The sequence below is a fragment of the Microbacterium galbum genome (assembly GCF_032464915.1).
GTDB classification, from domain to species: domain Bacteria; phylum Actinomycetota; class Actinomycetes; order Actinomycetales; family Microbacteriaceae; genus Microbacterium; species Microbacterium galbum.
The window spans coordinates 1,028,084-1,045,434 of the sequence record NZ_JAWDIS010000001.1 but is presented as its reverse complement, the minus strand read 5'-3'; the positions used below and the strand labels follow the sequence as shown (position 1 = coordinate 1,045,434).

Sequence of the window (17,351 nt, the reverse complement as noted above, 5' to 3'; positions counted from 1 at the left end):
GTCGTCAGATCAGCGAGAGTTCGCGGAGCTTGGCCTCGACGTCGGCGTTGGAGGGCTCGACGTGGTGGCTGGAGTCGGGGTAGACGACGACGGGGATGCTCGTGCGACCCGAGATCTCCTTGGCGACGTCGGCGGCGGCGGGATCGGCAACCAGATCGACGTACTCGTAGTCGATGCCGAGCTCGTCGAGCTGCTTCTTGGTGCGGATGCAATCACGGCACCAGTCGGCGCCGAACATACGGATGGATGCGTCGGAAGACATGGCTCCAGCGTACGCCGCCCGCGCTCGGCGGGCGCTGAGAACCCCACCCGACGGGTGGCGCATGACCGCTGGCCGGGGCTCAGGCGGTGACTTCGTCCTCGAGGGGCTCGATGGCGTGGACGACCTTCCCGACGCGGCTCTTCTTGGGCGCGTACACGACGAGCGCGTGGAAGACGAATCGCACGATGAAGGCGGCGATGAGCGTGAGCGCGGCGGCGACGACGCTCTGGATGTGCGCCTGGCTGACCAGGACCCAGATGACCGGGATGCGCACGATGGCTTCGACGCCGTTGAACGTGAACGACTTGATGAACCGGTGTCGCATGAGCCCGGACTCCGCGCGCATGTCGGCGAAGACGAGGTACTCGAGGGCGAGGAAGTTCGCCACGATGGTCACGACGCTCGCGATCACCGCGGCGATGAGGTACTGAACGCCGACGGCCTGAAGCGCCCACATGATCACGAGGTTCGCGACGGCCCCGAGACCGCCGACGAGGGCGAACGCGGACATGCGGCCGAATCGCAGCATCGTGAGCTGGGTGAGGAAGCGCATGCCCTGGCTGAACGACGCCTTCGACTCGCCGGCGAAGCGGGGAGCGAACGAGAAAGGCACCTCGGCGACGCGCATCTGCTTGCGCGCAAGGATCTCGAGCAGGATCTTGAAGCCGCGCGGCTGCAGGGTCTCGACCTCGAGGGAGCGCCGGTCGACGAGGAAGAACCCCGTCATGGGGTCGGAGCAGTTGTGCAGCTTCTTGGGGAACATGGCCTTGGTGAGAAGCGTGGACGCCCGCGACACCGTGGTGCGTACGGCGTTGGCCAGACCGTCGGAGGTTCCGCCGGCGATGTAGCGGGATGCCACGACCACGTCGGCATCGCCCACCTCGGCGCGCGCGAGCAGTTCGGCGATGACCTCCGGCGGGTGCTGCAGATCGCCGTCCATGACGACGCAGTAGTCGGACACCGCGGCCTTGATGCCCTCGACGACGGCGCCACCGAGCCCGCCCACGGGCTCGTCGCGGTGGATGAGGCGAACCGGAACGGCGGAGGTCGCTGCGACGGCCCGGATGATGTCGGGGGTGTCGTCGCGGGAGTCGTCGACGAAGATGATCTCCACGTCACGACCGAGCAGGGCGTCCGTCGTGCGACGAACGAGCTCGGCGACGTTCGGACCCTCGTTGAAGGTCGGAACGATGACGGAAATATCCATGTGTGCTCGCGTTTTCTCGGTAAGACAGAAGTACACAGCGTAGACCGGCCGACGCGTGCCCAAATTGGGATTGTGGAGGAGTTACCTGGGAGCTAGCGGGTGTTCACCCCAGCGTCCGGCCAGAAACCGCCCGTTACCGGCGCGATATCGCGTCGACGCTCAGCCGATCTTCGCTTTCAGATCGTCGACCGTCATTCCGTAATTGATACGGACGACAGGCAGGGCCAGCTTATCCGTGCCGATGCGGACATACCCCGGCTCGATGGTGCGTCCGAGCTCGAAGCCGGCTCGGCGCACGCCCTCCTTGGTCGTGTCGTTGTAGTGGCCGAACGGATACGCGACGACCTCCTTCGCCCCGAGGATCCGTGCGGACTGCTCCAGATCGGCGGCGATCGTGTCGGCATCCTCGTTGACCATGCGCCCCTTGCCGTCGGCGCCGGCGCGATGCATGTCGTGCGTGTGCGAACGCTGCAGCACGAACTTGTTCGGTGTCGGTTCGGTGCGGAACGACGTGATGACGAACGACGTGGTCAGCAGGTTCTTGCCGTCGACGATGGGAGCGGCGAGTTCGAGCCAGCTGGAGTCCGCGTCGTCGTCGGTGATGATCACGGAGTGTCGGGGCAGGAAGAGGGCTCCGTCGATGAAGGCGCTCAGCTCGTCCCACGTCGGCAGGTAGAAGTCCGCGTCCTTGATGTACGCCATCTGGGCATCGAAGTCGCCGACGTACGCGTAATTGCCGCGTAGCCAGCCGTCTTCTCCCTCGGGCTTCCGCGTGAACTGGTGGTACATGAGGATCGGGATGCCGGCATCCTCCGCCGCGTTCGCCTGGGGCGTGACCCACCCGGCGTGCAGCACCCGTTCGCGATCGGTGCAGGTCACGAGGTCGGCGCCGTTGACGCGGGTGGAGGCGGTCAGTGCGGAGGCGTCGGAGGTGGTCGGGTACCAGCCGGCGAACACCCGGCCGTCCGCGCGCGGGATCGGCAGCGCCTCGTAGCGGACCCCCTGCGTCTGCACCTGCGGGTCGAGGGCGATGCCGTCGCCCGCGAACGAGACCGCGCAGGCGTTCGGGTCGGTGGTGGTCGACAGCAACCGCTGCGCCGGGGAGAGAGGCGTCGGCGTCGGGGTGGGCGTCGGGGAGCTCGACGGCGCTCCGCTCGCGGCCCTCGTCTCGGACGGCGCGATCGGCGCACGGGTGAGGGCGAAGACGGCGACCGCCCCGGCGATCAGGGCGACGGCGACGGTCGCGACGAGGGTGCGCCGCGCGCGGACGCGGCGGCTGGCGCGCCGACGGCGGGCGGCTCGGGTGGTCGTCATGATGCCTCGGGATCGGGTGGGGCGGCTCGCCGCGATCCTAGCGGGGCGCTTCGCGCGCGCCCGGGACCCTTCGCGTCGCGATGCGCGGGCGCGAGAGGATGGGCGCATGATCCGTATCGGCATCGTCGGCACCAGCAGCATCTCCGAGCGCTTCGCCGAGGCGGTGGGTGCGGTGGACAACACGGTGGTCTCGCGAGTGGCCTCTCGAGACGAGGGCCGGGCGCGCGCCTTCGCCGACGTGATCGGCGCCCCCGGTGTCGCGGTCGGGCTCGACGACCTCCTCGCCGCCCCCGACGTGGATGCCGTCTACCTCGCCAGCCCCAACTCCGTGCACGCCGCGCAGATCGCTCAGGCGGTGGATGCCGGCATCCCGACCCTCGTCGAGAAGCCGGCCGTGCTGTCGGCCGCCGACTGGGACACCGCGGTGGGACGTGCCCGGGCGCGGGGCGTGGTGCTTCTCGAGGCCATGCGCACCGCTTACGACCCCGGGCTGTCCGCCGTGCGCGACCTCCTTCCGCGTCTCGGCGCGGTGCGACGGGTCTCTCTGCGCTACGAGAAGAGATCGGCGCGGTACGACCACGTCCTCGCGGGAGAGCAGACGAACATCTTCGACCCGGCGCTCGGAGGCAGCGCGCTGCGCGATCTCGGGGTCTATCCCCTGCATGCCCTCGTCCGCCTGTTCGGCGAGCCGAGGTCGATCCAGGGCGCGCGCGTGGGCATCGCCTCCGGGACCGACGGTCTCGGCAGCGCCCTCGCCGTCTACGACGGATTCATCGCCGACGTCGCCTGGTCGAAGATCACCGACACGGCCCTGCCGAGCGAGATCCAGGGCGAGGACGCCTCGCTCGCGATCGATGCCGTCGACGCGCCCCGACGGCTCACCGTGACCCCGCGCGGTCGGGCCCCGTACGCGATCGAGGTCGACGCCCCCGACAACCCGATGGTGGGGGAGGTCGAGCGTCTGCGACAGGCGATCGAGGGCGCCGACATCGCCGGGGACCAGGACCTCACCGCGGCGACGCTGCGCCTCGTCGACGAGCTGCTCGCCGTCCCGCTCGCGTAGACGGAGCTCCACGAGTTCACCTGTCGTTTCCCCCACGGCGAGAGGATCGACGGATGCGGCGGGCGGGATCGGTGGGCGAGGTCTTCCTCGCGTTCCTGAGGCTGGGACTCACCTCCTTCGGCGGTCCCGTCGCCCACCTGGGGTACTTCCGCGACGATCTCGTGACCCGGCGCCGCTGGATGGACGATCGGGCGTACGCCGACCTCGTCGCCCTGTGCCAATTCCTCCCCGGACCCGCATCCAGCCAGGTCGGGTTCGCGATGGGGCTCCAGCGCGCGGGCATCGCGGGCGCGCTCGCGGCCTTCGCGGCCTTCACCCTCCCCTCGGCGGTGCTGCTCGTCGCCTTCGCGGCGGGCGCGGCCGTGATCGGCGCACCGATCGGCGACGGGATCCTGGACGGGCTCAAGATCGTCGCGGTGGCGATCGTGGCCCACGCGGTGTGGGGGATGGCCCGCACCCTCGCGCCCGATGCCCGCCGAGCCGGGATCGCGGTGGTCGCCCTGGCCCTCGCGCTGCTGCTCCCCGCCGCTCCGGGGCAGCTCGGCGCGCTGGCGATGGGCGTCGTCGCGGGGCTGCTCCTGCTGCGCGGTGCGGACGAACCCCCGGGGGTCGAGCTGCCCCCGTTCGGCGTCCCCCGCGCGGCTGCCGTGTCGTGCCTCGTGCTCTTCGCGGTCGGGCTCGTCGCTCTCCCGCTGCTCGCCGCGGGTACCGGGGCGGGGGTGCTCGCCCTCGCCGATGCCTTCTTCCGCTCGGGCGCCCTGGTCTTCGGCGGCGGTCATGTCGTGCTGCCGCTGCTGCAGGCCGGTGTCGTGCAGACGGGGTGGGTCACGCCAGAGGCCTTCCTCGCCGGCTACGGCGCGGCGCAGGCCGTGCCCGGCCCCCTCTTCACGTTCGCGGCCTATCTCGGCGCCGTCTCCGACGTAGGACCGGGCGGCGTCGCGGGCGCCGCGATCGCGCTCGTGGCGATCTTCCTCCCCGGGCTCCTCGTGCTGCTCGGAGTCCTCCCGTTCTGGGACGCCGTGCGCACGCGGCCGCGTGTTCGGGCGGCCATGCGCGGGGCGAACGCCGCCGTCGTCGGCATCCTGGGCGCTGCTCTCTACACTCCCGTGTTCACCACCGCGATCACGGGGCCGGGGCCCCTCGTGCTCGCGGTGGGGGGATTCGTGCTGCTGGTCGCGGTCAAGACGCCGGCGTGGGCGGTGGTGCTCGTGGGGGCGGCCGGCGGCGTCATCCTGTCGCTCACCTGAGCGGCGGCCGAGAGCCGGTTCCGCACGGGGTGACACCGCGTCCCACCGATGCCAGGATGAGCGGACGGCCCCGGCCGCCGCGCCTGTTTTCGAGGGAGAGAACCGTGTTCCAGAGCCCCTATCCGAGCATCGACGTTCCGGATCAGAGCATCTACGACTACCTGTTCGCCTCGCTGGGGGACGACGATCTCGACCGGGTGGCCCTGGTCGACCCGTCCAGCGGGGCGGAGACCACCTACCGCGCCCTGCGCGCGCAGGTCGACGCCTTCGCCGGGGCGCTCGCCGCACGCGGGGTCGACACCGACACGGTCGTGGCGATGCTGTGCCCGAACGTGCCGGCTTTCGCGACGGTGTTCCACGGCATCCTGCGTCTGGGGGCTGCGATCACCACCGTGAACTCCCTCTACACGGCCCGCGAGATCGAGAACCAGCTGCGCGACGCCTCCGCCACCTGGCTCGTCACCGTCTCACCGCTGCTCGCGCAGGCGAAGGCCGCGGCCGACGCCGCGGGCATCGCCGACGATCACGTGATCGTGCTCGACGGTGCGGACGGGCACCCCGATCTGCGCTCGCTGCTCACCGAGGGCCGGACGCCGCCCGAGGTGTCGTTCGACCCTGCCACGCACGTCGCCGTGCTGCCGTACTCGTCGGGCACGACCGGAGTGCCGAAGGGGGTCATGCTGTCGCACCGCAACCTCGTCGCGAACGTGCACCAGTGCCGATCGGTCATCGAGATCTCACCCGACGATCGCGTTCTCGCCGTGCTGCCGTTCTTCCACATCTACGGGATGACGGTGCTGCTGAACCTCGCTCTGCGTCAGCGGGCGACGCTGGTCACCATGCCCCGCTTCGACCTCATGGAGTTCCTCCGGGTCGTGCAGGAGCACCGCTGCACGTTCCTCTTCATCGCGCCGCCCATCGCGGTTGCCCTCGCCAAGCACCCCGCCGTCGACCAGTTCGACCTCTCCAGCGTGCACAGCGTCTTCTCCGGTGCGGCCCCGCTCGACGGCGAGACCGCCGAGACGGCCGGCCGGCGCATCGGTGCCCGGTTCTTCCAGGGCTACGGCATGAGCGAGCTAAGTCCCGTCTCGCACGCCATCCCCGCCGGCTCGGGATTCCCGGTCAGTTCGGTCGGCGTGCTCATCCCGGGGTGCGACGCCAAGCTCGTCGACCCCGAGACCGGCGCGGAGCTCGAGCAGCACGGTGACGACGGGCTGACCGCGCCGGGCGAGATCTGGGTGCGCGGCCCCAACGTCATGCTCGGCTACTTGAACCGGCCCGACGCCACCGCCGAGACGCTCGACGCCGACGGCTTCCTGCACACCGGTGACATCGGCGTCCACCACGTCGACGGCTACTTCACGATCGTCGACCGGTTGAAGGAGCTCATCAAGTACCACGGCTACCAGATCGCCCCCGCCGAGCTCGAGGCGCTGCTGCTGTCGCATCCGAAGATCCAGGATGCCGCGGTCATCGGCGTGCGCGGGGACGACGGTGAGGAGATCCCCAAGGCGTTCGTCGTGGCGGCACCGGATGCCGGCCTGACGGCGGAGGACGTCATGGCGTTCGTCGCCGGCCAGGTCGCGCCCCACAAGAAGGTGCGGCGGGTGGAGTTCATCGACGTGGTGCCCAAGTCGACGTCGGGAAAGATCCTGCGGAAGGACCTGCGCGCGCGCGAAGCGGTGTGACGACGACGAAGGGCGGGGCGTCTAGCGACGGCCCCGCCCTTCGTCGTTCAGGTCACGGCGTGAGCAGGGCGCCGGTCTGCGCGGCGGACTCCTCCGCGCGCTTCTCCTCATCGTCGCGGCCGCGACGCTCGTCTGCGGCTTCCTGCAGCGCCGACTTCGCGCGCAGCGGGGGCGTGCGGAAGAACAGCGACAGCACGAACGCGAGCAGCACCACGCCCATCGCCACCCAGTAGACGCTCGTCGCCGACGAGTTGAAGCCGACCAGGAAGGGCTTGGTCAGACGCGCGTCGGCGCCCACGAGGAAGGAGGTGTCGTCCAGGGTCGAGTCGCCGATCGAGGTGTTCTCACCGCCGTCCTCGAATCGCTCCTCGAGCGTCGTCGCGACGGTGTCGACGAAGGCCGCGCGGTCGGCGGCGTTCGAGAAGTCCAGGCTCACCGATCCGTCGCTGCCCACGCGGGCGACCGGAATCTGCTGCTGGATCTGCGTCGCGGCGGCCGACGTCGCCTGGGTGATCGCCGCTTGCGTGGCCTGCGCCTGCGCGGCGGCCGGGATCTGCCCCGCGGCGACCTGCGCCGCCACGGCCCGAGTCGCGGCATCCTGTGCTTGCTGCACGCCCTGCTGCACCTGCTGGGTCACGGCATCGGTCGTCTGGGTCACGATGGGCGTGTAGATGCCCGACATGATCTTCTCGTTGGCCGGTGCCGAGGCGACCGTGGGGTCGAAGGCGGCGTCGAGGGCGTCGGTGAGGGTGCCGCGGTCGGAGAAGGACCCGATGATGTTCGACGGCATGAGCGTGAACAGCAGCGAGAGCAGGACGGCCGTGCCGAGCGTTCCACCGATCTGGCGGAAGAACGTCGACCCGCTCGTCGCCACGCCCATGTCGCGCAGACCCACGGAGTTCTGGCTGGCGATCGTGAGCGTCTGCATGAGCTGGCCGAGGCCCAGGCCGATCACGAGCATCGCGAGCGCGACGTGCCAGTAGGGGCTGTCGTACTTGAGGAAGGTCAGCAGGAAGAAGCCCACCGACATCAGCGCCGTGCCGAGGATCGGGAACATGCGGTAGCGACCGGTGCGCGCGATGATCTGACCGCTCGCGATCGAGGCGATCATGAGGCCCAGGATCATCGGGAGCATCTCGAAGCCGCTCTCGGTCGGCGTCGAGCCGAGCACGAGCTGCAGGTAGAGCGGCAGCGTGAGCATCGCGCCGAACATGCCGAAGCCCACGAGCACGCCGATGATCGTCGCCATCGAGAAGGTGGGGGAGCGGAAGAGCTTCAGCGGGATGAGCGCGTCGTCCTTCATCTTCGTCTCGGCGATGATGAAGGCCAGGATGCCGAGGGCCCCGACCGCGTAGCAGGCGATCGCGATGGGCGAGCCCCAGCCCCACTCGCGCCCCTGTTCGGCCACGAGCAGCAGCGGGACCAGCGCGACGATGACGGTCGTGGCGCCCCACCAGTCGATGCGCACCGAATGGCGCGGCTGCTTGGGGATGTGCAGGAACCGCCACACGATCGCGAGGGCCGCGATGCCGATCGGCACGTTGATGAGGAACACCCAGCGCCAGCCGGTGATGAAGAGGATCTGGTCGGCGCCGGCGAACAGACCGCCGACGAGCGGGCCGATGACGCTGGAGATGCCGAAGACGGCGAGGAAGTAGCCCTGGTACTTCGCGCGCTCGCGCGGGGCGAGGATGTCGCCCATGATCGCCAGCGGCATCGACATCAGGCCACCGGCGCCGAGGCCCTGGATGGCGCGGAAGGCGGCGAGCTCGGCCATCGAGGTCGAGAAGCTCGCGAGCACGGATCCGACGATGAAGATGAGGATCGCGAGCAGGAACAGTGGGCGACGGCCGAAGATGTCGGAGAGCTTGCCGTAGATGGGCGTCGAGATCGTCGAGACGATCAGGTAGGCGGTCGTGACCCAGGCCTGCAGGCTCAGGCCCTGGAGGTCGTCGCCGATCGTGCGGATCGAGGTTCCGACGATCGTCTGGTCGAGGGCGGACAGGAACATTCCGGCCATGAGGCCGAAGATCACGAACATGATCATGCGGTGGGTCATGACCGTGTCGGTGGTGCCGGTGTGCGCGCGCCGGCTGCGGGTGATGTCTGACATCTGTCCTCATCGAGAAGGGGTGGCGGGCGGCTCGATCGGGCGGGGCCGGGCGCCAGGTGTTTGCTAAAAGTCAACAAATAGTAGCGCCGTCCACCGGGGTCGGGGAACCACCTGCGGGTCGGCATCGCCCCGGGCCCGCAGAAATACCCCCGTGGGGGGAGTCGTGCCCCGGACCGGCGTCCGGAGTGCGGGCGGACCGTGCCCGTGCGCGCGGGGCGGGGTGCGGCGGGCGCCGGCGGCGGGCGCGGGCGCGGGCGCGGGCGGCGGGGTGCGGCGGGCGCGGATCGTGGCGGCCTCGCGCGAGAACAGGGAATCGCACCGGGACAGGGCGATGTCGGGGCTGGTCGTCCTGTTCTCGAACCCTCGCCTGTTTTCACGCGTGGCGCGTGGGGGAGGCCGACGCCCGGCGCAGCAGGTCAGCGTGCTGCGGTGGCTCGACGACCGAGCGGTCGGAGCCATGCGGGGCGGCATCCCTCGCCGGGGAAAAGCAAAACCCCCGCCATGTAGAAGCTAGGCGAGGGTTTCTGGGACCGTTGTAATGACGGTCCGTGTGGCTCCGACGGGCGTCGATCCCGTGACCTCACGATTTTCAGTCGTGCGCTCTACCAACTGAGCTACAGAGCCGAGCGGCATGTCTGCCGCTTCCTAAACGAAAGGCCTCCTCGAAAGAAGGCCCGTCGCTGTGGAGCGACCCTGACGGGACTTGAACCCGCGACCTCCGCCGTGACAGGGCGGCACGCTAACCAACTGCGCTACAGGGCCATGCATTTTCAATTGTACTTCACCGGAAAGTGACCCCAACGGGATTCGAACCCGTGCTACCGCCGTGAAAGGGCGGCGTCCTAGGCCGCTAAACGATGGGGCCGGATGAGGCGAAAACCTTGCGATTTCCTTCTCGCTTGCCGACGACCGAGCCTACTTCACATCTCGCGAGATTGCCAATTCGGGGCGTGGCGTACGCGGCTCGCGCGTGTCGGGGGCGCAGGATGGGCGCTGCCGACGGGAACTCGCCCTGTTGTGTGTGTGACTCGTGTTGCTACTGTGAGTCGAGTTGCGACCGGTGAGATGAGGTATTCCCGTGACGCTCGAGCGCCCCGTTGAGTCAGACGATTGCGGCTGCGCGCCCACCGCGAGCGAGCGGCGGCGCCTGTGGCCGACGTTCGATCGACGCAGCGCGCTGAAGTTCGGTGCCCTGAGCGCCGCGGCCCTCGGCGCGTTCGGCGCTGCGGCATCCGGGTTCTCCTCTCCCGCCGTCGCCGCCGACTACCCCTCGTGGGCCGACGTCGAGGCGGCGCGCGCGAACGAGTCGGCGAAAGCCGGCGAGATCGCCCGCATCCAGGGCCTCATCCAGGGCCTGCAGTCCGAGGTGGCGCGCACGCAGGCCGAGGTCGTCGCCCGCTCCGACGAGTACTACACCGCGCAGCAGGCCTACCTCGACGCCGATTACCGTGCGCAGCAGATCCAGGCGCAGGCCGACGCCGAAGCGGCCAAGGCCACCGACGCCGCGGCCAAAGCCGGCAAGGTCGCCGCGCAGCTCTATCGCTCCGGCGGCGACGACACCTCGCTCGACCTCTTCTTCTCGGGGTCGGCCGCCAGCGCCGACGACCTGCTGGCCAAGCTCGGCACGATGGACAAGCTCATCGAGCGCAACCGCTCGGTGTACGCGGCGGCCGTGACGGCGCGCGACTCCGCGACGCAGCTGAGCAACCAGGCCAACGACGCCCGCACCGAGCGCGATCGTCTGCAGAAGATCGCCGAGGAGAAGATGGTGGCCGCCCAGCAGGCCGCCCAGGCCGCGCAGGAGGCGCTGGCCGCCCAGCAGGCGAACCAGGTGGTCCTCGAGGCCCAGCTGGCTGCTCTCCAGGACACCACGGCCAAGACCGTCGCCGACTACCAGGCCGGTGTCGAGGCCGAGCGCAAGGCCCGCGAAGAGCGCGAGCGGAAGGCTCGGGAAGAGGCCGAGGCGCGGGACCGCGCCGAGCGCGCGCGTCGCGAGCAGGAAGAGCGCGACCGGCAGAACAACAACAACAACGGCGGTGGCGGCGGCGGTGGAGGCGGCGGCGGCTCCAACAGCGGCGGGGGTGGCGGAGGCGGCGGCCAGGCCACCGGCTCCGGCTGGGCGCGTCCGTCGTCGGCCGGAACCACCTCGGGCTACGGCCCGCGATCGAGCCAGTGCAACGGCAGCTACTGCGCGAGCTCGTGGCACCTCGGTCTCGACTTCGGCGCCGGCTGCTACTCGCCGATCTACGCGGCGTCGGCCGGGCGCGTGACCTACGCCGGATACAACGGCGGCTACGGCAACTACATCCGCATCCAGCACGACGACGGGTCGGCGACCGGCTACGCGCACATCGTCAACGGCGGCATCTACGTGTCATACGGCCAGCGCGTCGGCGCGGGGGAGCAGATCGCGGCGACCGGCCAGACCGGCAACTCCTTCGGCTGCCACCTGCACTTCGAGGTCTACCCGCCCTGGGGCGGTACGACCGATCCGGCCCCCTGGCTCCGCGATCGCGGCGTCTGGGTCTGATCCCGGTACGAGAAAACCCCCGGTCCGTCGACCGGGGGTTTCTTCGTGTCACCGAACTCAGAGGGTGTTGGGAGCCTCGCCCGCACCCTGCGTCTTGGTCTGCGCGTCGTGCTCGTCGAAGCGCGTGAAGGCCTCGGCCACGAGACGCTCGGCCTCGGCGGCGTTCGCCCACTCGTCGACCTTGACCCACTTGTTGGGCTCGAGGTCCTTGTAGTGCTCGAAGAAGTGCGAGATCTCCTTCTTGGTCCACTCGTCGATGTCGTCGACGTCCTGGATGTGGTCCCATCGCGGGTCCTTCGCGAGCACGGCGACGACCTTGTCGTCTCCACCGGCCTCGTCGCTCATCTTCAGCACGCCGACGGGACGCACCTTGGCCAGGATGCCGGGGTGCAGGTCGCGGTCGAGCAGCACGAGCACGTCGAGCGGGTCGCCGTCTTCGCCGAGGGTGTTCTCGAAGAAGCCGTAGTTGGCCGGGTAGCCGAACACCGTGTAGAGGATGCGGTCGAGGTAGACGCGGCCGGTGCCGTGGTCGACCTCGTACTTCACGCGGCTGCCGCGGGGGATCTCGATGACGGCGTCGAAAGCGCCCATACTCGTGCTCCTTAGATCTGTGGATTTCCGCGGCCCAGCCTAGCCGGAGCGTCCTTTGTCCCGCCGGTTCCCTGCCCCCCGACACAACGATGGAGATCCGTGCGGTACCCCGCGGACCCGCCCCGGACGTGCTGGAGGCTCTGACGAGGTTTCCCGTGTTGTGTTCGCGGCGGCCCTTCTGCCGGGAGGGATAGCGTGGACGCCATGCACGAACGGCGACCCGGTCTCGACCCTGCCGTCGCCGAGGTGCGCCGCGCCGTGCGCGCAGCCCTCGAGGGCCGCCAGGGTGCCGTGATCGTGGCGCTGTCGGGCGGGGCCGACTCGCTCGCCCTCACGGCGGCGACGGCGTTCGAGGCGGCGCGGCTCGGCATCCGGGTCGAAGCCGTCGTGATCGATCACGGGCTGCAACAGGGATCGGATGCCGTGGCGCATCGTGCGGCCGAGGCGGCGCGCGGGCTCGGCATCGACGCGCGCGTGGTCGCGGTCGAGGTCGGGTCCGCGGACGGACCCGAGGCCGACGCCCGCACCGCCCGGTACGCGGGCCTCACCGGCGCAGCGGCGGAGGTCGGCGCGGACGTGGTGCTGCTCGGGCACACCCTGGACGACCAGGCGGAGACCGTGCTGCTGGGTCTCGCGCGGGGGTCCGGGGCGACGAGCCTGGGCGGCATGCCGGCCGAGCGACGGGATGCCACCGGCCCGACGTGGCTGCGACCGCTGCTGGGCGTGCGCCGGTCGGCGACCGCAGCGGCGTGCGCGGCCGAGGGGCTCGAACCGTGGGCGGATCCCCACAACCTCGATCCCGCCTACACGCGGGTGCGGGTGCGCGAGCGGGTGCTGCCCGCACTCGAGGACGAGTTGGGACCGGGCGTCGCCGAGGCGCTGGCGCGGACGGCCGAGCAGTTGCGCGAAGACGCGGCGGCCTTCCAGGACATGATCGACGAGACCATCGAGGACATCGTCGAGCACGCCGAGGCGGGGATCTCGATCTCGGTCGCCGCCCTCGCCGCCAACCCCGCGGCGCTGCGCAACCGGATCGTCCGGTACGTCGTCGAGAGCGAGTTCGGCGTGTCGCTGACCCGGTCGCAGACCCTCGAGGTCGCCCGTCTCGCGGTCGATTGGCGGGGGCAGGGCCCGATCGATCTGCCCTCGTGCGTGGCGCGGCGCGTGGGGAATCGGATCGAGATCGTCGCGCGCGCGAGCGCTCCTGATCGCCGTCGGCTCAGCTGACGGAACGCTGTCGTGCGAGACGCTTCTCGACCGCCGACATCGTCGTGATCGACACCAGGGCGATCGCCGCCAGCCCGATCGTCAGCAGTGCGAGACCATCGAACAGGAGCCACTGGGCGAAGACACCGCCGAGCAGGTTGCCCAGAAGATATCCGGCGCCGACCACGACCGAGTACGCGCCCATGATGAGTCCGCGGTCGTCGCGGAACTCCGCCGAGATGTCGCTCAGATGGGTCAGTGCGGCGGGGGTGAATCCCGCCTCGAGGAACACCCCGATCATCACCAGCGGCAGCGCGACCGCCAGGGGCGCCCCGCGGTTGGCGAGCATCAGCCCGACCGAGGCGATCAGCGCACCTGCCGCCGTGACGAAGAGCACCGGGATGGTCGGAAGGCGCCCGATGAAGAAGGCCCACGCGACGATGCACAGGCTGAAGAAGAGCACGTAGACGCCGAGGACGATCGACAGTCCCGCCTCGTCGCCGCGGAACGCCCCGGGGAACAGCTGACCGTCCGCCCGTCCGTCGCCGGCCAGCACGAAGGTGATCTGCGAGGTCACCCACGTGCCCAGGATCGCGTTCACGGCGATCCACCCCGGGAGGAACGCCAGCAGGCGCGGTTGGACGAGGACACGCACGCGGTCGCCGAGCGAGGCGCGGGCGGGAGTGATCATGGACGCCGGCCCCGGCCGTAGGAAGACCAGCACCAGCAGGGACGCGACGACGTAGACCGCGGCGAGGACCGCGAACGTCCAGAGCCCGAGCGTGCCGTAGAGAAGGGGCCCCGCGACGGCGCCCAGGGCGATCCCGCCCGACGATGACAGCTCGTACAGGCTCGTGACCCGCCCGCGGCGTCGCGGATCGCCGTCGCTGGAGTCGGCGAGCAGCCCGAGCGTCGTCGGAGCCGCGATCGCCGCGCCCGCGCCGTCGAGCAGGCGCGATGTCCCGACGATCACGACGACCAGGGCGATCGACGGCACGGCCGCGAGCAGCGAGGCTCCGGGCGTGAGCAGGACGCCTGCCGCAGCGAGCAGGGGGGCGGTGACCAGAAAGATCTTCCGCCCGCGTCGATCGCTGGCGGACCCGGCGAGCGGGGCGAGCACGAGCTCGGCCAGGAAGCCGGTTCCCGACAGGATGCCGAGCAGCAACGGCCCCACCGAGGTCCCCTGTCGGGAGAGGTCGACGAAGTAGGACCCGAGCGCGAGAGCACCCGCGGCCGAGGCGATCCGCAGCATGAGTTGGGCGAGGATGACGGCGCCGGTGCCGCGCGTTCGTGGCGGGGATGACGTGGTGGAGGTCATCGATTCCCTTCCGGAGTGAGCAACGGCGGCCGGAAGGCGACGCTACCCGCCCCCGGTGCTTTCCGGGCGGCACGACGGCGATCCGCATCGCCGGGGCACGGCATCCGGAATCGAGCGACGTAGACTTCTCCAATGCGCGCGGCCGACATCTCCGACGACATCAGCGAAGTGCTCCTCACCGAGGAGCAGATCCACGACAAGCTCGCCGAATTGGCGACGCAGGTCGTCGCCGACTACGAGGGTCGCGACGTCGTGCTCGTGGGCGTGCTCAAGGGCGCGGTCATGGTCATGGCCGATTTCGCCCGTCACCTGCCCATGCACGTGTCGATGGACTGGATGGCCGTGTCGTCCTACGGCGCCTCCACCCGCTCGAGCGGCGTCGTGCAGATCCGGAAGGACCTCGACACCGACATCACGGGAAAGCACGTCCTGATCGTCGAGGACATCATCGACTCCGGTCTCACCCTGAGCTGGCTGCTCGAGAACTTCGCCTCGCGCGGGGCGGAGTCGGTCGAGGTGCTCGCGCTGCTGCGCAAGCCCGACGCGATGAAGGTCGAGGTCGACTGCCGGTACGTCGGTTTCGACATTCCCAACGACTTCGTGATCGGTTACGGGCTCGACTACGCGGAGAAGTACCGCAACTTGCGCGACGTCGCGGTGCTCGCGCCGCACGTGTATTCCTGAGGCGTTCGGAGCGGAGTCTCCGTACGCCCTCGACGAACGCACAGGCCCGGCATAGTCCACGGGCGTTAGCCTGATGCGACCGCGTTTCTGCGGAGGATCACGAAAGGGCTGGGCTCGCCCACCATGAATTTCAAGAAGATCACGCGCAACCCGATCGTCTACGTTCTGCTGGTCGGTCTGCTTCTGGTCATCGGTTTCTCCCTCATCTCCAACCTCAGTGGTGCCCGCCAGGTGTCCACCAAGGAGGGTCTGGACCTGCTCAAGGGCGGCACCGTCACTCAGGTCGTCACCAACGATCCCGATCAGCGCGTCGATCTGACGTTGTCGCAGCCCTTCGAGGGCGCGAACGACGTGCAGTTCTATTTCAGCCAGGCCCGCGCGGACGAGGTCGCCAGCGCGATCGACGCCGCGGCCCCCGCCGACGGCTTCAACGACGTCGTGCCCAAGCCCAGCTGGTTCGACGGCCTCATCGGCTTGCTGCTCCCGCTGATCCTCCTCGGCCTGCTCTTCTGGTGGCTGCTGTCCAGCGCTCAGGGCGGCGGCAGCAAGGTCATGCAGTTCGGCAAGTCGCGCGCGAAGCTCGTGACGAAGGAGACGCCCACCGTCACCTTCCAGGACGTCGCGGGCTCCGACGAGGCGATCGAAGAGCTGGACGAGATCAAGGAATTCCTGAAGGACCCCAAGAAGTTCGAGGAGGTCGGTGCGCGCATCCCCAAGGGCGTGCTGCTGTACGGCCCTCCCGGAACCGGTAAGACCCTGCTCGCCCGCGCCGTGGCCGGCGAGGCAGGCGTGCCGTTCTACTCGATCTCCGGCTCGGACTTCGTCGAGATGTTCGTCGGTGTCGGCGCCAGCCGCGTCCGCGACCTGTTCAACCAGGCCAAGGAGAGCTCGCCGGCGATCATCTTCATCGACGAGATCGACGCCGTCGGCCGCCACCGCGGTGCCGGCATGGGCGGCGGTCACGATGAGCGCGAGCAGACGCTGAACCAGATGCTCGTCGAGATGGACGGCTTCGACCCCAAGGTCAACGTCATCGTGATCGCTGCGACCAACCGCCCCGACATCCTCGACCCCGCCCTCCTGCGTCCGGGCCGCTTCGACCGTCAGATCGGCGTCGACGCCCCCGACCTGAAGGGCCGCCAGCGCATCCTCGAGGTGCACGGCCGCGGCAAGCCGCTGTCGGACTCGGTCGACCTCGAAGTCGTCGCGCGCAAGACGCCCGGGTTCACCGGTGCCGACCTCGCCAACGTGCTGAACGAGGCGGCCTTGCTGACCGCGCGCTCGAACGCGCAGCTCATCGACAACCGCGCCCTCGACGAGGCCATCGACCGCGTGATCGCCGGACCGCAGCGTCGCACGCGCGTGATGAAGGACAAGGAGAAGCTCATCACGGCGTACCACGAGGGCGGGCACGCCCTCGCCGCGGCGGCGATGAACCACACGGACCCCGTGACGAAGGTCACCATCCTCCCGCGCGGCAAGGCGCTGGGCTACACGATGGTGCTGCCGCTCGACGACAAGTACTCCGTCACCCGCAACGAGCTGCAGGACCAGCTGACGTACGCCATGGGCGGCCGTGTCGCGGAGGAGATCGTCTTCCACGACCCCACCACCGGCGCCTCGAACGACATCGAGAAGGCCACGAGCATCGCCCGCAAGATGGTCACCGAGTACGGCATGACCAACGAGGTGGGCCCCGTGAAGCTCGGCTCGTCGTCGGGCGAGGTGTTCATGGGCCGCGACATGGGACACGGCCGCGACTTCTCGGAGCGCATCGCCGAGCGGGTCGACGCCCAGGTGCGCGCGCTCATCGAGCAGGCGCACAACGAGGCGTACCAGGTCATCAACGACAACCGCGACGTGCTCGACCGCCTGGCCCTGGCGCTGCTGGAGAAGGAGACGCTCGACCACATCGAGCTCGCCGAGATCTTCACGGACGTCAAGCGCCTCACCCCGCGCCCGCAGTGGCTGTCGTCGGGCGATCGTCCCGTGTCGAACCAGCCGCCGGTCGATGTCCCGCGTCGCCAGGCTCCGGCCGGCATCGCCGCGTCCGCCGAGGCGGAGGCGCAGACGCAGGCCCAGGCGCAGCCCCGTCCGAGCGGACAGACGCGCCCGGCGACCGCCTGAG

13 protein-coding genes and 3 tRNA genes are annotated in these 17,351 nt (G+C 69.8%); 7 read left to right on the top strand and 9 right to left on the bottom strand.

Translation table 11 applies throughout. The features are described 5' to 3' along the window. Positions 1–4 precede the first annotated feature (4 nt). The 3 genes from RWH45_RS04955 to RWH45_RS04945 form a co-directional block, all read right to left on the bottom strand. The gene (locus RWH45_RS04955) at positions 5–262 is read right to left on the bottom strand and encodes a glutaredoxin family protein (RefSeq protein ID WP_055959528.1); all 258 of its coding nucleotides are present in this window, start codon (positions 260–262) and stop codon (positions 5–7) included. Positions 263–341: 79 nt separating this feature from the next. After that, positions 342–1,469 carry a glycosyltransferase gene (locus RWH45_RS04950; protein ID WP_315993773.1) on the bottom strand — a complete coding sequence of 376 codons (1,128 nt, stop codon included), beginning with the start codon at positions 1,467–1,469 and terminating at the stop codon, positions 342–344. Between the two features lie 159 nt (positions 1,470–1,628). Further along, positions 1,629–2,783 carry a polysaccharide deacetylase family protein gene (locus RWH45_RS04945; RefSeq protein WP_315993772.1) on the bottom strand — a complete coding sequence of 385 codons (1,155 nt, stop codon included), beginning with the start codon at positions 2,781–2,783 and terminating at the stop codon, positions 1,629–1,631. 106 nt (positions 2,784–2,889) lie between these two features. Between RWH45_RS04945 and RWH45_RS04940 the strand changes: the two genes are divergently transcribed. The 3 genes from RWH45_RS04940 (at position 2,890) to RWH45_RS04930 (ending at position 6,781) form a co-directional block, all read left to right on the top strand. Further along, positions 2,890–3,846: a Gfo/Idh/MocA family protein gene (locus tag RWH45_RS04940; RefSeq protein WP_315993771.1), complete on the top strand. Its 957-nt coding sequence runs from the start codon at positions 2,890–2,892 to the stop codon at positions 3,844–3,846. A gap of 53 nt (positions 3,847–3,899) precedes the next feature. Then, positions 3,900–5,093 carry a chromate efflux transporter gene (chrA, locus tag RWH45_RS04935; RefSeq protein WP_315993770.1) on the top strand — a complete coding sequence of 398 codons (1,194 nt, stop codon included), beginning with the start codon at positions 3,900–3,902 and terminating at the stop codon, positions 5,091–5,093. A gap of 104 nt (positions 5,094–5,197) precedes the next feature. Then, the gene (locus RWH45_RS04930; RefSeq protein WP_315993769.1) at positions 5,198–6,781 is read left to right on the top strand and encodes an AMP-binding protein; all 1,584 of its coding nucleotides are present in this window, start codon (positions 5,198–5,200) and stop codon (positions 6,779–6,781) included. A 52-nt stretch (positions 6,782–6,833) separates the two neighbouring features. On the opposite strand, the gene RWH45_RS04925 is transcribed toward RWH45_RS04930, so the two are convergent. The 4 genes from RWH45_RS04925 to RWH45_RS04910 all read right to left on the bottom strand — a co-directional run bounded on the left by RWH45_RS04925 (position 6,834) and on the right by RWH45_RS04910 (position 9,759). Then, positions 6,834–8,894, bottom strand: a complete 2,061-nt coding sequence (locus tag RWH45_RS04925) for an MDR family MFS transporter (protein ID WP_315993768.1) — start codon at positions 8,892–8,894, stop codon at positions 6,834–6,836. 551 nt (positions 8,895–9,445) lie between these two features. After that, positions 9,446–9,518 (bottom strand) — tRNA-Phe (locus tag RWH45_RS04920). A 64-nt stretch (positions 9,519–9,582) separates the two neighbouring features. Continuing rightward, positions 9,583–9,656: transfer RNA gene (locus tag RWH45_RS04915), tRNA-Asp, on the bottom strand. 30 nt (positions 9,657–9,686) lie between these two features. After that, positions 9,687–9,759 (bottom strand) — tRNA-Glu (locus RWH45_RS04910). A 213-nt stretch (positions 9,760–9,972) separates the two neighbouring features. Between RWH45_RS04910 and RWH45_RS04905 the strand changes: the two genes are divergently transcribed. Then, positions 9,973–11,424, top strand: a complete 1,452-nt coding sequence (locus RWH45_RS04905) for a peptidoglycan DD-metalloendopeptidase family protein (RefSeq protein ID WP_315993767.1) — start codon at positions 9,973–9,975, stop codon at positions 11,422–11,424. A gap of 57 nt (positions 11,425–11,481) precedes the next feature. On the opposite strand, the gene RWH45_RS04900 is transcribed toward RWH45_RS04905, so the two are convergent. After that, on the bottom strand, positions 11,482–12,015 hold the full coding sequence (locus RWH45_RS04900; protein ID WP_136586076.1) for an inorganic diphosphatase: 534 nt from the start codon (positions 12,013–12,015) through the stop codon (positions 11,482–11,484). A gap of 204 nt (positions 12,016–12,219) precedes the next feature. On the opposite strand from RWH45_RS04900, the gene tilS reads away from it, so the two are divergent. Continuing rightward, the gene (gene tilS / locus RWH45_RS04895) at positions 12,220–13,242 is read left to right on the top strand and encodes a tRNA lysidine(34) synthetase TilS (protein WP_315993766.1); all 1,023 of its coding nucleotides are present in this window, start codon (positions 12,220–12,222) and stop codon (positions 13,240–13,242) included. Here the strand turns inward: tilS and RWH45_RS04890 are convergent. Next, entirely contained in the window at positions 13,235–14,539 is a 1,305-nt protein-coding gene (locus RWH45_RS04890) for an MFS transporter (protein WP_315993765.1), read from the bottom strand. The genes tilS and RWH45_RS04890 overlap by 8 nt on opposite strands. 132 nt (positions 14,540–14,671) lie before the next feature. On the opposite strand from RWH45_RS04890, the gene hpt reads away from it, so the two are divergent. Further along, a complete protein-coding gene (gene hpt, locus RWH45_RS04885) occupies positions 14,672–15,223 on the top strand; it encodes a hypoxanthine phosphoribosyltransferase (RefSeq protein ID WP_315993764.1) in 552 nt (183 codons plus the stop codon). Positions 15,224–15,346: 123 nt separating this feature from the next. Continuing rightward, positions 15,347–17,350 carry an ATP-dependent zinc metalloprotease FtsH gene (ftsH, locus tag RWH45_RS04880; RefSeq protein ID WP_315993763.1) on the top strand — a complete coding sequence of 668 codons (2,004 nt, stop codon included), beginning with the start codon at positions 15,347–15,349 and terminating at the stop codon, positions 17,348–17,350. Position 17,351: the final 1 nt, after the last annotated feature.